This window comes from Streptomyces sp. NPDC058195 (assembly GCF_042883525.1).
GTDB lineage: Bacteria > Actinomycetota > Actinomycetes > Streptomycetales > Streptomycetaceae > Streptomyces.
Window position 1 is genome coordinate 1 of the sequence record NZ_JBHVVM010000047.1, and the last position, 14,323, is coordinate 14,323.

At 71.7% G+C, this 14,323-nt stretch carries 9 protein-coding genes; all 9 read left to right on the forward strand.

Going from position 1 to position 14,323, the window contains the following annotated elements:
• The first annotated feature begins 210 nt into the window (after positions 1–210).
• The 9 genes from ACFVWY_RS34085 (at position 211) to ACFVWY_RS34125 (ending at position 14,227) form a co-directional block, all read left to right on the forward strand.
• Positions 211–624 carry a DUF6507 family protein gene (locus ACFVWY_RS34085; protein ID WP_389878810.1) on the forward strand — a complete coding sequence of 138 codons (414 nt, stop codon included), beginning with the start codon at positions 211–213 and terminating at the stop codon, positions 622–624.
• The gene (locus ACFVWY_RS34090; RefSeq protein ID WP_389878811.1) at positions 621–3,113 is read left to right on the forward strand and encodes an ADP-ribosyltransferase; all 2,493 of its coding nucleotides are present in this window, start codon (positions 621–623) and stop codon (positions 3,111–3,113) included. Before ACFVWY_RS34085 ends, ACFVWY_RS34090 begins: the two co-directional genes overlap by 4 nt.
• A complete protein-coding gene (locus ACFVWY_RS34095) occupies positions 3,110–3,511 on the forward strand; it encodes a hypothetical protein (RefSeq protein WP_389878812.1) in 402 nt (133 codons plus the stop codon). The genes ACFVWY_RS34090 and ACFVWY_RS34095 overlap by 4 nt, the downstream gene beginning before the upstream one ends.
• A 356-nt stretch (positions 3,512–3,867) precedes the next feature.
• A complete protein-coding gene (locus ACFVWY_RS34100; protein WP_124716277.1) occupies positions 3,868–4,179 on the forward strand; it encodes a hypothetical protein in 312 nt (103 codons plus the stop codon).
• A gap of 103 nt (positions 4,180–4,282) precedes the next feature.
• The gene (gene eccD / locus ACFVWY_RS34105) at positions 4,283–5,656 is read left to right on the forward strand and encodes a type VII secretion integral membrane protein EccD (RefSeq protein WP_389878813.1); all 1,374 of its coding nucleotides are present in this window, start codon (positions 4,283–4,285) and stop codon (positions 5,654–5,656) included.
• Between the two features lie 53 nt (positions 5,657–5,709).
• Positions 5,710–7,173, forward strand: a complete 1,464-nt coding sequence (locus tag ACFVWY_RS34110) for a MinD/ParA family protein (RefSeq protein ID WP_389878814.1) — start codon at positions 5,710–5,712, stop codon at positions 7,171–7,173.
• Positions 7,174–7,238: 65 nt separating this feature from the next.
• Positions 7,239–11,210 (forward strand): type VII secretion protein EccCa, encoded by a 3,972-nt coding sequence (gene eccCa / locus ACFVWY_RS34115; RefSeq protein ID WP_389878815.1) that lies wholly within the window; start codon positions 7,239–7,241, stop codon positions 11,208–11,210.
• Positions 11,211–11,287: 77 nt separating this feature from the next.
• Positions 11,288–12,706, forward strand: coding sequence for a DUF6177 family protein (locus ACFVWY_RS34120; protein ID WP_389878816.1), 1,419 nt, complete (start codon positions 11,288–11,290; stop codon positions 12,704–12,706).
• Positions 12,707–13,219: 513 nt separating this feature from the next.
• Complete coding sequence (locus ACFVWY_RS34125) at positions 13,220–14,227, forward strand: terpene synthase family protein (RefSeq protein WP_389878817.1); 1,008 nt, start codon at positions 13,220–13,222, stop codon at positions 14,225–14,227.
• Positions 14,228–14,323 lie beyond the last annotated feature (96 nt).

Below are 14,323 nucleotides of genomic sequence, written 5' to 3' on the forward strand. Positions count from 1 at the left end.
TCATCCAGCTCCTGAAGACGACGCTGGAGCAGAACGACGGCACCGCGCAGCACACGATCACGCGCGCGAAGGCCGCCGTCGACAACATCGGCTGATACGGCCGGGGATCTGGCCCCAGGGCGGGTCCGAGGGTGGACCCGGGGCCGGGTCCGAAGACGGGTCCGAGGGCGGGTCCGAGGTCAGTTCGGTAACGGGGAGCATGAGGCAGGCATGACCGGGTGGGATCTGAAGCCGCAGGGCATTCAGGGTGTGCTGAAGACGACGGGTGAGGTCGCGGCGAAGATCCAGACGTACGCGACGTCGTACGGGGAGCATCTGTCGTCGGCCGCGTCGAGCGCGGGGACGATCACCGCCGAGGGCGGGGGCGGCGGCGAGGGCGGCGGCGGCAAGGACGGGGAGGGCGCGGTCGGCGGCCTCATCGCGCTGGCGCTGTCGCAGTTCGCCGAGCAGACGACGCCGGACCTGAAGTACATCGCGGCGCGTGCGGGCAAGTCCCTGACCGGTGCGGTCGACGCGACGACCGCCTATCTGAACGGTGACCTCGACATGGCCGCCGAGGCGCAGCGCAAGGCGCTGGGTGCGGTGGACATGGATCCGAAGAAGCCTGGGGTGCAGTCGCGGTGATCAAGCCGGAGGCGATTCCGCAGTACACGGGTGATCTGGGTCAGCTGGAGAAGGATCACGCGTCTTTGACGAAGGACGCGGGTCATATCCGGGAGACCGGGTCTTCGGTCCATACCGGGTTCCAGGCGTTGTCGGCGTATTACAGGGCTCCGGAGGCGGAGCAGCTGTTCGCGTCGACGAAGCCGGTGCAGGAGCGGGCGGACGGGTTCGCGGATGATCTGGAGAAGGTCGCCGTCTCGTTGTCGGACTACGCGGCTGAGATCCGTCCGCTGGTCACGAAGCTCGTGCGGCTGAAGTCGGACGCGACGGCGTTCGTGAACGAGAACAAGGACGATGACGAGTGGGAGTACGACGGGGACAAGGTCGAGGAGCACAACCAGCTGCGCGATGACATCACCGCGACCGTCGCCGCGTTCTGGGCGGCGGAGCGGACGTGCCACAACAAGATCACCGCGTTGTGGGGCGGGACGCAGATGGTCGCGGGTGACGGTTCGGAGCGCAAGGACCAGTACGGGTTCAACGCGGATGACCTGAAGAACGCGAAGCTGCCCTGGGGTGATCCGGTCGAGGAGAAGCACCACTGGTACGAGGTGGGGCACTGGGTCAAGTCGTTCGTGTGGGACGGGCTGATCGTCGACGGGATCTGGGGCACGATCAAGGGCCTGGGCACGCTGGTGGGGTTCGGCGGCTGGGACGCGATGGGGCAGGCGTGGAAGGGCCTGGCCCAGCTGGCCACCGGCCTGGTCATCTCCGCCGTTCCCGGTGCGGGGGCCCTGTTCTGGACGCTGCCGGACGACAAGCTGCCCTCCTGGCTGCGTGACTCGCGTACGGCGATGAAGGAGACCGGCAAGGCGCTGGTCGCGTGGGACGAGTGGGGCAAGAACCCCGGCCGGGCCGCCGGTGCCGTCACCTTCAACGTCCTGACCACCGTCTTCACCGGCGGTGCCGGAGGAGCGGCGGCCGGGGCCGGGAAGGCCGGAGCCGTCGCCAAGGTCCTCTCCGCCGCGGGCAAGGCGGGCAAGGTCATCGACCCCATGGCCTACATCGCCAAGGGCGCGGGCGCCGGACTCTCCAAGATCGGCGACATCACCAAGGGCCTCAAGGGCATCTCCGGCATCGAGATCCCCAAACTCCCCGACGGTTCGGTGCAGTTGCCCGACGGCCGGTTCCTGGAGCCCAACGGCAATCTGGTCGCCCCCAACGGCGTGGTCGAGACGACCCCGATCCCGCACGACACCTTCCCCCACGAAACCGTCCCGGGCACCTCGGGCCTGCCGAAGTCCTGGCAGATCCAGCAGCCCGTCCCGGCGGGCGTGCACGCGGGGAACGGCATCCCCGACATGCCGACGTACCCGCCCGGCGGCGGCTTCGACAACGTGTCGTACGGCCCGGGGAGCCACGTCCCGGGCGGCGGCCACGTTCCCGGCGTCAGCAGTCACGTCCCCGGCGTCAGCAGTCACGTTCCCACCGGCCACTTCCCCGCCACTCCGGGCCACGACCTGCCCGGCGGCACCCCGCACGCGCCGGACGCCCCGCACACCCCGTCCCACGACGGACCCGGTACGCCCGGTCACGACGGCCCGAACAGCAACGGCCCGCACCACAGCGATCCGTACAACGGCGGGCACGCCGACGACGCGGCCGGCCACACCGACGACACGGCGCACACGGGTGACCACGGCGCCCCCGGCGGCTACCCCGACCCGCACGGCGCCCCCGACGACCTCGCCCACGGTGCCGACGACGGCACCCCTCCGCCCGGCGGCCACCCCAGCCCGGACGGGGCGGGGCACGGCGTCCCGGGCGACGACTTCACGTACCGGCCGCACATGTCGGCCGACGACTTCGACGACCTCAGCACGGCCGAGAAGCACCAGGTCGCCGCGGCCGAACTCGCCGATGGCACGCTCCCGTTCGCGGACGACGTCGCGGCGATGCGGTACGGCCAGGACTACTGGAACGACTACGTGGACAATCTCGACCCGTCCGCGAAGCAGGCGCTCTGGGACTACACCGGTGAGACGTTCCCGTCGTACCACGACATGAACGGGTACCTGCGCGGCACTTCGGGATACGGTCCGCGGCCCGAGGTACTGCACGACATCGCCGAGATGGACCGGGTCATGTCGACACGTCCGGTGCCCGACGACATCATGATCGTCCGAGGTACCGGGCTGGGCCACCTCAATCTGAGCTCCCCGTACGACATGCTGGGCGAGACGTTCCCGGACAAGGGCTACACCTCCACGTCCCTCGGCAACCACCCGGTGTCCAGCTTCGCGGGCAAGGAGGCGATCCTGCACCTGCGCGTGCCGAAGGGAACGCCCGCCCTGTGGCTGGAGAAGGTGTCCAAGTTCGACGCGTCGGAGCGGGAACTGCTCCTGGCCCGCGGTTCCGAGTTCAAGGTGACCCGCGTCTTTATGGAGAATGGCCAGGTCCAGGTCTACGGCGAGGTCCTGCCGCCGAACAAGGGAGTGGCGCACTCATGAGCAGCGAACAGCGGCCCAATCCGCGACTGAACGAGGATCTGTTGTTCAACCGGGCCCCCGGGGGTCCGCCGCGCTACGGTTCCACGTCCGACAAGCCTGTCCAGTACCTGGCGGTGGCGGACCGGTCCGGCGAGGTCATCGGCTACGTATGGGCGAATGACGCGGACGATGCCGCCGGCTGGCTGGTCCGTGCGGCGGGGGGCGACGAGGCCTTCAACAAGGGCGGGCGGTGGGCCCGCAGGCTCCACGACGCGAAGGCCCGGGGGCTGGCCCCGACCGCCGCCCTGGCGGAGATGATCGAGCAGTCCGACCCGGCGAAGAGCAGTCATGTCGTGCCCGGCTCCCTGACCGAGGCTCCCAGCGCCGACACGGTCAGGGCTCTCGCCGCCGCGAGCTGACCAGGCCGTACGCACCCGGCGCGCCGCGATGCCGCGGCACGGCCGACGTGCCGGTTCGGCCCGTCGCCGGTGGTGCGGCCGGGCCCCCGCGCGCCCGGTGCGAGGCGTCGGGCGGCGGTCGAGGGACCGCTTTCCGACGCCCGCGGAATGCCCCTTCGCGGTGGTGGACCGCGCTCCACCCGGCTGTACTGCCCGCTCGCCCATGCTCTATGTTTCTGGAGTTAATCAGGGGGATTCCCGTAGTGCGCCGCCGGCCGAGCGACCGGGGCCGACGCGACGTATGACCGACGCAACGCACGACTGGTGCAACGCACAACTGATGCAACGCACCACCGAGGCAACGGACGACGAGACGAATGGCACGGGATTACGACAGCCAGCTCCTGGAGTCGGTGGCGGTACGTCGGCGCAGGATGCGAGATGCGCTGCTGTTCGGCGCACAGCGGGCCCGGCGTACCGCCGACGAGCGGCTGGGAAAGGTGTTCGCGGGGATCGCCATCGCCGCCGTGCTGTGCGCGGGCTGCGTGGGGTGGTCCTTCGTCCAGAACATGCTGGAGAAGCAGAAAGCCGAACAGCAGAAGCAGCAGCGCCAGGAACAGCAGTACCAGCAGCCGGCCAAAACGGCTCAACCGGATAAAACCGGGGAATCGACGAAGAATCCCCAATAAGCCGGCAACTCCAGAGAATTCCACGAGGCTTTCCCCGTGAATAGGGATCGAGAAGGCACGGTGGCATCGGCGCACCGACTGCCCGGCTCCTCACAACGTCGCGATGATAGGTTCCCGTAAAGTGGTGAGCACAGCAACGACTTCCCGAGCGCAGCTCAGCCGGGTGACTCTGGTCGGTGAGCGGCGCCGGGCCGATATCGTCCTTCCGTCGGACACCCCGATCGGGCAACTGCTGCCGGATATTCTGCAATTGCTGGACGACCGGGCCGCCTCGCGCCCGATGACGCGGCAGCTGATCACGTCGGACGGCTCCGCGCTCCCGCACGACAGCACCTTGTCCTCGGTGGGGATCGCGGACGGTGCGGTGCTCCGGCTGGTCCGGGCCCACTCCGCTCCCCCCGCCCCGGTCGTGCACGACGTCACCGATCTGGTGGCCGACGACCTCGATCTGCAGGCCTGGCGCTGGCGTCCCTCCGCACGGCGGACGAGCGCGGGTGTGGGGTCCGTGGCCTTCGCGGTGGTCGCCGCGCTGCTCGCCCGGCGCGAGTTCGCCCTGGAGGCGCTGACCGGCGCGCTCGCCGTCACCACGCTCGTCCTGCTGGCGGCCGGTGCGCTCATCGCGAAGATCGGGCAGGGCAACCGGGGTCTGGCGACCGCGCTGTTGCTGGCTTCCGGCAGCGTCGGGGTCCTCGCCGCGTGGACCGCCGCGGACGCCTACGACTGGTCGGGGACGGCGCGGCTCGCCGCGGTGGCCGCCGCGCTGGTCCTGACGCTCGTGCTGCTCGGCTACTTCTCGCCGCTGGGCCGGGGCGGGCTGATCGGCGCCGCCGCCATCACCGCGATCACCCTGGTGTGGGAGGCGGTCGCCGCCGTCCAGCACGATCTGGCCCGGCTCGGTGCCGTGATGGCCGTCTTCTCCGTGGTCCTGCTGGGTCTGCTGCCCCGGCTGGCGCTGGCGGCGTCCGGGCTCACCGCGCTCGACGACCGACGCTCCGCCGGCACCTCCGTCAGCCGCCACCAGGTGGGCAACGCGCTGGCCGCCACCCACCGGGGCCTCGCCCTGGCGACGGTGGTCACCTCGGTCTCCGCGGCGGCCGGAGGCTGGCTGCTCACCCTGGCGGAGAAGCCGTCCGTCTGGACCGTGGCGCTGCCCTCGCTGGTGGCGCTGGTGCTGCTTTCCCGGGCGCGGGCCTTCCCGCTGGTCGCCGAGGTCGTGGCGCTGTTCGCCGCCGCGGCGGTCCTGATCGTGCGTCTGGTCATGCTGTGGATGCAGCACGCCGGGGGCGCCGGGCCGCTCGCCCTGCTGGTGGTGGCCGCGGTGCTGCCGCTGCTCGTCCTGGCGGTGCAGCCGCCCGAGCATGTGCAGGTCCGGCTGCGGCGGATGGCCGATCTGGTCGAATCCATCGGTGTGGTGGGGCTGTTCCCGCTGGCCGTCGGTGTGTTCGGCGTGTACGGACAGCTGCTCAACAAGTTCTGAGTCGACGCGCAGGTGCTCCGGGCGGGGCAGCGGGGCGCAAGAGAAGGGCCGACATGCCGAACGAAGACAACTGGCAGGGCGATGTGCTGCGCGCCATGAGGAGCGGCGCCGCCCAGGAGAACGCTCAGGGCCCCGACGCCCAGGGCCACGCCGACCCCGCTCAGGGCCAGGGCTACGCCGACCCCGCGCAAGGCCAGGCGTACGCCGATCCCGCGCAGGGGCAGTACGGGCAGCAGCAGGGGCAGCAACAGGCCTACGGCGTGCCCGCGCAGCACCAGGCGTACGGGGCGACGCCCCAGCAGCAGCCCGGTCACGCCCCGCAGTCCGGTCACCCCCAGCAGGGCGCGTACGCCGGGCATCAGGAGCCGTACCAGCAGGGCGCGTACGCCGGGTACCAGGAGCCGTACCAGCAGGGTGCCGCTCACCCCGGGTACCAGGAGCAGCAGGTGGTGGCCGCTCCGGTCGCCGCGCAGCCCCCGCACCCCCAGCAGCCCCACGCGCAACCGCAGCCGCACCAGGCCCAGGCACAACCCCAGGCACAACCCCAGCCCCAGCAGGCCGCCCCGTACACCCCCGGTACCCGGGCCCCCCACCAGACGCCCGACTCCCGTCCGGTGGTGGACCGGGGACTGGCCGGTGTCGGACGGAAGGCGCGGCGCGGGGAGCCGTTCGCCGCTCGGGCCGCGCGGGCGCTGCGGGTGAGCGTGTCCTCCTCGGCGGCGCGCGAGGTGGCCAGGACCACCGCCACCGCCGAGACGCTTCAGCAGCCGGTGACCACCGGCCGGCAGATCGCCGTCACGTCCATCCGGGGCGGTGCGGGCAAGTCGACGGTGGCCGCGCTGCTCGGCACCACGTACGCGCACTACCGCCAGGACCCGGTGCTGCTCGTCGAGGCCGATCCGGCACTCGGCTCGCTGCCGCTGCGGCTGGGCGCCGAGTCGCTGCGCTGGACCACGGGTGACCTGGCGGGCATCATCGAGCCGCAGATGTCGCTGCTGGACATCACCGGCTATCTGGTGCAGCTCCCGGGCAACGCCTGGCTGCTGCCCGGCAGTCAGGGCCAGATCGGCGCGATGCTGGACAGCCGGGCGTACGAGCGGGTCATGGTGTCGCTGCGCCGCTACTTCGGCGTCACGGTCGTCGACTGCGAGACGCTGCCCGCCGAGGTCGCCCGGGTCGCGCTGTCCGCCGCCCAGGCCCGGGTGCTGGCCGCCCCCGCCACGCTGGAGGGTGTCACCAGCACGTACGCGGTCCTGACGTGGATGCAGTCGCTGCCCCGGCAGGTCATCGCCGGAACGGTCGTGGTGCTCAGCGAGCTGGTGCCGCACCCCGGGCTCGACCTCGGCCAGGCCGTCGAGAAGCTGAAGGCCACCGGTGCGAGCGTCCAGGTGCTGCCGTACGACCGGCACCTGGCGGCTGGCGGGGAGATCCGTACCGACCTGCTGGCCCACGCGACCCGGGAGGGTGCCACCCAGCTCGCCGCGGATGTGTTCCGGCTCTCGCAGCAGTACCACTGACCGCCTGATCGCCGATCGGCAGCACACCCACCGATGCCCCGCCCGACCTCGAGTGACGGACGACGATGAGTACCCGACTGATCCACCGCCCGGCCAGAACCACCCGGCCGCCGGCCGCCTCCGAGGCGCGCACCATCGAGGCGCCGCCGAACCTGCCCGAGGGCAAGTCGGGCAACATCGCGATGTCGCTGCTGCCCGTCGCCGGGGTGATGTCCTCGGTCGTGATGATGACGGTCGTGCGCAACAGCCAGTTCGCCGGGCTCGGGGCGATCATCCTCGTCGTCACCGTGATCGGCTCCCTCGCGCTCGTCTTCTCCCAGCGCGGCAAGGCACAGCGCACCCGCCGTACCCAGCGCGAGGCGTATCTGGCGTACCTGGAGGACCTGCGCGAGGAGCTGTCCGTCGAGGAGCGCAAGCGGGCCGAGCGGGCCGCCGTCCTCAATCCTCCGCCGCACGCCCTGTACGACATAGTCCGCGACCCGGCCAGGCTCTGGGAGCGGCGCCGGACGGACGGCGACTTCCTGCGGGTGCGGATCGGCACGGGCGAGATGCCGGTCCGTGACCTGACCGTCGCCCAGCAGGGCTCGTCCGTCCTGTCACCGCCCGACACCTTCATGCTCAACGAGGCGTCCGCGCTGATGGACCGGTTCCGCACCGGCACCGAACTCCCGCTCACCGTCCCGCTCGACCGGGTCGGCAACATCAGCGTCATCGGCCCGCGCGAGGACTGCCTGCGCGTCGCGCGCGCCCTGCTCGTCCAGACCGCCGCCACGCACGCCCCGGACGACGTGGCGATGGCGCTCGCGGTGCCGGGGGACCGGCTGGCGGAGTGGGAGTGGGCCAAGTGGATGCCGCACCTGCTGGACCCCGAGCAGTTCGACGGGCCGGTCTCCGCCCGCCGGATCGCCCCTTCGGCGCCGCAGCTGGCCCGTCAGATCGGCGCGGAGCTGCGCCGCCGCGCCTCGTACGCGGCGGAGGTGCGGCGCGGTCTGTCCGGGAAGGACGCGCTGGCGATGACGTCCCGGCTGCTCGTCGTGACCGACGGGCACGGTGAGGACGCGGTCGAACTGCCGCGGCCGGACGACGCGGTCGGGCTGCGCGAGATGGGCGTCAGCGTGCTGCACCTGCTGGAGCACCGGGTCCAGGAGCCGGGGCACGTCAGCGTCCGGATCACCGTGGACGGCGACGGGGTGGTCATCGAGGACCTGCGCGAGCAGGAGCCGATCAGCGCGCACGGCACCGTGGACGAGGTGAGCATCCCGTTCGCCGAGGGGCTGGCCCGGATGCTGGCGCCGATGCGGCTGTCCGCAGAATCGATGATGGACGCGCCGCTGTCCGGTCCGGTCGACTTCGCCGATCTGCTCGGCATCGACGACGTGGCGCGGCTCGACCTGTCGTATCTGTGGGCGCCGCGCGGCGAGCGCGCCTTCCTGCGGGTGCCGATCGGCATCAGCGACTCCCACCAGCCGGTGCTCCTGGACCTGAAGGAGTCCTCCGAGCTGGGCATGGGCCCGCACGGGCTCTGTGTAGGGGCGACCGGTTCCGGCAAGTCGGAGCTGCTGCGCACCCTGGTCCTCGCGCTGGTGGCCACCCACCCGCCGGAGGACCTGGCGCTGGTCCTGGTCGACTACAAGGGCGGTGCGACCTTCGCCCCGTTCGCGGAACTGCCGCACGTGGCCGGGGTGATCACCAACCTGGAGAACCAGGCGGGGCTGGTCGAGCGGGTGCACGCCTCACTCGCCGGTGAGGTAAAGCGCCGCCAGCAGGTCCTGAAGGACGCGGGCAACGTCGCGGACATCGGTGACTACGCGGCGCTGCGCGCGGAGCGGCGGCCCGATCTGGACCCGCTGCCGCACTTGTTCGTGGTGATCGACGAGTTCGGTGAACTCCTCACCGCGAAGCCGGACTTCATCGACCTGTTCCTCTCCATCGGCCGGATCGGCCGCTCCATCGGGGTGCATCTGCTGCTGTCCAGCCAGCGCATCGAGGGCGGCAAGCTGAAGGGCCTGGACACCTACCTGTCGTACCGGCTCGGTCTGCGCACGTTCTCCGCCGACGAGTCGCGGACCGTGCTGGACACCACGGACGCCTTCCACCTGCCGCCGCTGCCCGGGTTCGGCTATCTGAAGGTCGACACCAGCCACTACGAGCGGTTCAAGGCGAGTTACGTCTCGGGAGCGTACCGGGGCCCGGTCCAGCGCGACCAGGAGGAGGACACCGGTCCGCTCGCCCTGGAGTACGAGGCGTTCAACACCCTGGCCGAGCCGGAGCGGTCACAGGAGGAGCCGAAGGTGCGGCGCCGGGAGACCGGGCCGACCGAGATGGGCGTCATCGTCGACCAGCTGCGTGAGGCGGCCGGCCCGGTGCGCCGGATCTGGCTGCCGCCGCTGCCGCACGCCGTCGCCCTGGACCGGGTGGCGGGGCCGCTGGACGTGGGTCCGCGCGGGATGCAGCTGGCGAAGCGGCGCGGTCCGCTCCAGGTGCCGCTCGGGCTGCTCGACGACCCGACCAAGCAGTGGCAGGGCGAGTGGTACCTGGACCTCACGGTGGCGGGCGGCCACGCCGCGGTCATCGGCGGTCCGCAGTCCGGCAAGACGACGCTGCTGCGCACCCTGGCGCTGTCGCTCGCGCTGACCCACACCCCGCAGGAGGTCGGCGTCTACGGTCTCGACCTGGTCGGCGGCGGGCTCCAGGCGGTCTCCGGGCTGCCGCACGTGGGCGGGGTCGCGGGCCGGGCCGACCGGGAACGGGCGGGGCGCACCATCGAAGAGGTGCGCGGGATGCTCGGGGTCCGCGAGGACCTCTTCCGCGAGCACGGCATCGACTCGGTGGAGCAACTGCGCTCCCTGCACGCGGCGGGGCGGCTGCCGCAGCTGGCGTCGGCGGAGATCGTGCTGGTCATCGACGGGTTCGGGGCGCTGCGCGACGACTTCGACGAGCTGGACGACGCCGTCGTCGACATCCTCAAGCGCGGTGGCGGGTACGGCATCCATGTCGTGGCGGGCATGCTCCGCTGGAACGATGTGCGCATCGCCACCCAGTCGAACTTCGGCACCCGGGTGGAGCTGCGGCTGAACGACCCCAGCGAGTCGAGCATCGACCGGAAGCTGGCGCAGACCCTGTCCCCGGACGAGCCGGGCCGCATCCTCACCGACAGCAAGCTGTTCGCGCAGGTGGCGCTGCCCCGTACGGACGGTCTGGGGGACGCGTCGGACCTGGGCGCGGTGCTGGAGCACACCGCCCGCACGGTACGCGCCACCTGGAGCGGCGAGGTCGCCCAGCCGGTGCGCATCCTGCCGCACCTGCTGGAGCCGCAGCTGCTGCCCGGACCGGTCGCCGAGCCCAGGCGGGTGCCGATCGGCCTGGACCAGACGGCGCTCGCGCCCGCGATGCTCGACCTCTTCCACCACGACCAGCACCTGCTGGTCCTGGGCGACAGCGAGTGCGGGAAGACGAACCTGCTGAAGACCGTCGCGCGCGGGCTGATCGAGCGGTACGGCGAACAGGAGCTGGTCTTCGCCGTCATGGACCCGCGGCGCGGTCTGCGCGGCGCGATCCCGGAGGAGTTCCGCGGCGGGTACGCGTACAACCCCAAGATGTGCGCGGGGCTGTCCGCCGGGATCGCCACCGAGCTGGAGAAGCGGCTGCCGGACGAGCGGACGGACACCGAGGACCTGGAGCCCGGCAGCTGGGGCAGCGGTCCGCGGATCGTGATCCTGGTCGACGACTACGACGTGCTGACCACGGCGGGGCAGTCCCCGCTGGAGCCGTTCCTGCCGTACATCCCCTCCGCCGTGGACATCGGGCTGCACTTCGTGCTGACCCGCCGGGTGGCGGGTGCCTCGCGCGGCATGTACGACCCGCTGGTGCTGGGGCTGCGCGAGTCGGGGGCCTCGGCGCTCCTGATGGCGGGCGACCGCAGTGAGGGCCAGCTGTTCCCGGGTGTGTACGCGACCCAGCAGCCGCCCGGCCGCGGGGTGTTCATCCGCAGAGGCCAGCCCCACCGTCTGATCCAGACCGTGTACACCGCGGAGTGACGCGCTGGGGGCGGCCCCTGGCGGGCCGCCCCCAGCGCACTTCCGCACCCCCGGACGAAGAAGGAACGGCCGACCACATGACCAAGGACGTCATCGCCCTCACCTCGCGCATGCCCGATCCGCTGACGGTGCTCGCCGCGCTGCTCGCGGGCGGCCCGGACAAGCTGGTGGGGACGACCGGCGAGGACGCCGTCGTGCAGCTCTGCGACGACCAGGGCAGGCCGCTGGTCTCGATCGAGGCGCCGCTGCTGGTGCAGGTCGCGGGCGAGGCCGAGCGGCTGCTCGGGGCCACCGCCCCGCCGGTTCCGTTCTGGTGGACGGAGGCACGGGCCACCACCGGCGTGGAGGAGGCCGAGGCGCTCGCGGGCACCTTCGCGGCCCGGGTCGCCCTGCTGGCGGGCGGGTCCGCCTGGCCGCCGGAGGCCGCCCGGTCCGTCGCGGTGGTGAAGACCGGCAAGGTGAGCGTGGCCCCCACGCCCGCCGCCGCGCAGCCCGCCGTCGACGCGCTCACCGACAAGGTGGCGGTCATCATCCAGGACCGTCCGGTGGTCGCGATGACGGCCTGGCTCTCGGACGCCTTCCGGGCCGCCGCCCACGCCGAACTGGGCCTTCAGATCGTCACCTCGCCCGGTACCACCCTCTCCCCCGCGGTCCGCAACAGCCTGAGCGGCTGGCCCTCGCGCTGGGTGGTGCAGGACGAGAAGGACGGCTACTACGACGGTCTGTCCGGCGCCGTACTGCGCTGGCAGAGCGGCATGTTCGCCACGGTGGAGTCGCCCGACGCCACCCCCGACGACCCGCACACCCCGGTGGCCGACGCCTACCGGCCGGTCGTGGAGAACGGTGAGCGGCAGCTGGCGATCTCGTTCCGCACGGTCCACCCGGCGGACGACCGGCTGGTGCTGGGCGGAGCCCTGGAGACGGTGTGGCAGGAGCTGACGGGGCAGCCGCCCGCGGGATGGGGAACCTCCGAACCCGCCAACCTGCCCTGGTCGCTGCGCCGGTTGACCGATGTCGCCTTCGACCGGGCACCCGAGCCGACCTGGCTCGTGGTGGTCGGCGGCCCGGACCGGCCGGGCCTGGCCACGGTACGGATCAGCCGTACGAAGGCGGGCGTGGAGGAGGACGTCACGCTGGCGTTCGGCTACGGGCCCGGCGAGGAGCCCCCGGTGGACGCGCTGGAGAAGACGGCCGAGGCGCTCGTGACCCGGCATCACCTCCAGTCGATGCTGGTCCAACTCCGCAGGGCCCGCCGGGATCTGGCGGTTCCGCCGCGCTTCGAGGGGCCGGGGGTGCCGCTGGCCTTCGTGCTCGGCGCGGAGGAGGTGCGCGAGATGCCGGGGGACCGCGCCCGGCGCACTCCGCTGGCGCAGCCGCCGGTGCAGCTCGGCCCGAAGTCCCGTCCGGCGCTCTACTATCCGTTGCCCGGTGACCCTTCGGATCTGTCGGGCTGGCAGGACTTCGAGCGGCTGATGCGGCATCTGAAGGGCGCGTGAAGCGCGCCTGAGCGCCTCGGGCGTCCGGCTCCGGAAGGCCCCGGACGGCCCCGGACGGCCTCCGTCCCCCGCGCACCGAACGGCCCCGTCCCGCAATTGCCGGGCGGGGCCGTCGACTTGACCCCCTGTGGCGTTTCGGACGACGGAACCCTCCAAGGGGTCAATAGCTGATCAGAAGATGGGCACTCGTTCCTGACGATCAAGCACTTTCGGTCACAAATACCTTCCCTATGACCGGTACAAGGGGTTGACTAGGTGTCACGCATGGTGATGCCACCGCCCTGGATCAAGGGCGGTTGCCACCACGGGCCGCTGGGCCCGGCCCCGACGCCCCCGGATTCCGGCGAAGGAGAGTGAGCTGGAATTGACCGCCCCGTCTCACCCGACGTACCTGCGTCCGCGCCCGGCGGGCGCGAGCGGCCCGGCCCCGGAGACTCACCCGGTCGGCGCAATCAGATCCGGCCGGATACCCATTCGCTCGTACATCCGAACCGTTTTTGACGAGGGGCACCAATGAGCCAGATCGCGCTGCCAGCGTTTCATATGCCGTTCCGGAGCGCCGGCTGCAATCCGGGAATCGCGCAGACCCAGGAGGCCGTGTGGGACTGGGCGGCCTCCCATGACCTCGCACTCTCCCCGGCGGCCCGGAAGAAGATGATCCGGACCAGGCCCGAGCTCTGGATCTCCCTGATCTTCCCCACCGCCTCGCAACGGCATCTCGATCTCTTCTGCCAGTGGCTCTTCTGGGCGTTCCTCGTCGACGACGAGTTCGACGACGGGCCCGCCGGGCGGGATCCGCGCATGTGCGAGGCGGCGATCGACCGGCTGGTCGCCGTCCTCGACGGCGGGGCACCGCGCGGTGCCATGGAGCGGGCGCTGGCGGAGCTGCGCGGCCGTACGTACCAGAACCGCCCCGAGCACTGGATCCGGCAGTTCCGGCGGGACACGGTCTGCTGGCTGTGGACCTATTACGCGGAGGCCGTGGACCGGGCCACCGGGCATGTGCCGAGCCGCGCCGAGTACCTCAAGCACCGCCGGGACTCGGTGGCCATGCAGCCCTTCCTGGACCTTCACGAGATCACCGCCGGGATCGACCTGCCGGAGTCCGCCCGGAGCCTGCCCGCCTACATCGCGCTGCGCCATTCCGTGACCGACCACTCGGGGCTCTGCAACGACATCTGCTCCTTCGAGAAGGAGGCACGGCTCGGCTACGGGCACAACGCGGTCGCCCTCATCCGGCACGAGCGCGGCTGCACGCTCCAGGAGGCCGTCGAGGAGGCGGGGAACGAGCTCGCGCAGGTCGCCCGGCGGGTGCAGAGCGCCGAGGAGGAGCTGTTAGAAGAGATCGGGGCGGCCGGCATCGAGGGCCCGACCCGGCGCGCGCTGGAGCGGTGCGTACGCGACTACCGGGGGCTGGTCCGGGGAGACTTCGACTACCACGCACGGGCGGAGCGCTATACCCGCCCCGATCTCGTCGAGGTCGACGAGCGCGACTCCCTGTCGGAGCACTTCGCGGCCTGACGGCCCTGCCCGCCTCCCGTCCCCCGCCTCCCTTTCCCGGTCGCCTTCGCCCTGAAGCGGGTACATATCGGTCATCGGCTCCGAAGAGACGCCGCA

Excerpts from the sequence above, each read along its gene's own strand:
- ACFVWY_RS34095 (WP_389878812.1), top strand. The coding sequence starts at position 3,110 with ATGAGCAGCGAACAGCGGCCCAATCCGCGACTGAACGAGGATCTGTTG.
- ACFVWY_RS34110 (WP_389878814.1), top strand. The coding sequence starts at position 5,710 with ATGCCGAACGAAGACAACTGGCAGGGCGATGTGCTGCGCGCCATGAGG.
- ACFVWY_RS34125 (WP_389878817.1), top strand. The coding sequence starts at position 13,220 with ATGAGCCAGATCGCGCTGCCAGCGTTTCATATGCCGTTCCGGAGCGCC.
- ACFVWY_RS34085 (WP_389878810.1), top strand. The coding sequence starts at position 211 with ATGACCGGGTGGGATCTGAAGCCGCAGGGCATTCAGGGTGTGCTGAAG.
- eccD (WP_389878813.1), top strand. The coding sequence starts at position 4,283 with ATGATAGGTTCCCGTAAAGTGGTGAGCACAGCAACGACTTCCCGAGCG.
- ACFVWY_RS34100 (WP_124716277.1), top strand. The coding sequence starts at position 3,868 with ATGGCACGGGATTACGACAGCCAGCTCCTGGAGTCGGTGGCGGTACGT.
- eccCa (WP_389878815.1), top strand. The coding sequence starts at position 7,239 with ATGAGTACCCGACTGATCCACCGCCCGGCCAGAACCACCCGGCCGCCG.
- ACFVWY_RS34120 (WP_389878816.1), top strand. The coding sequence starts at position 11,288 with ATGACCAAGGACGTCATCGCCCTCACCTCGCGCATGCCCGATCCGCTG.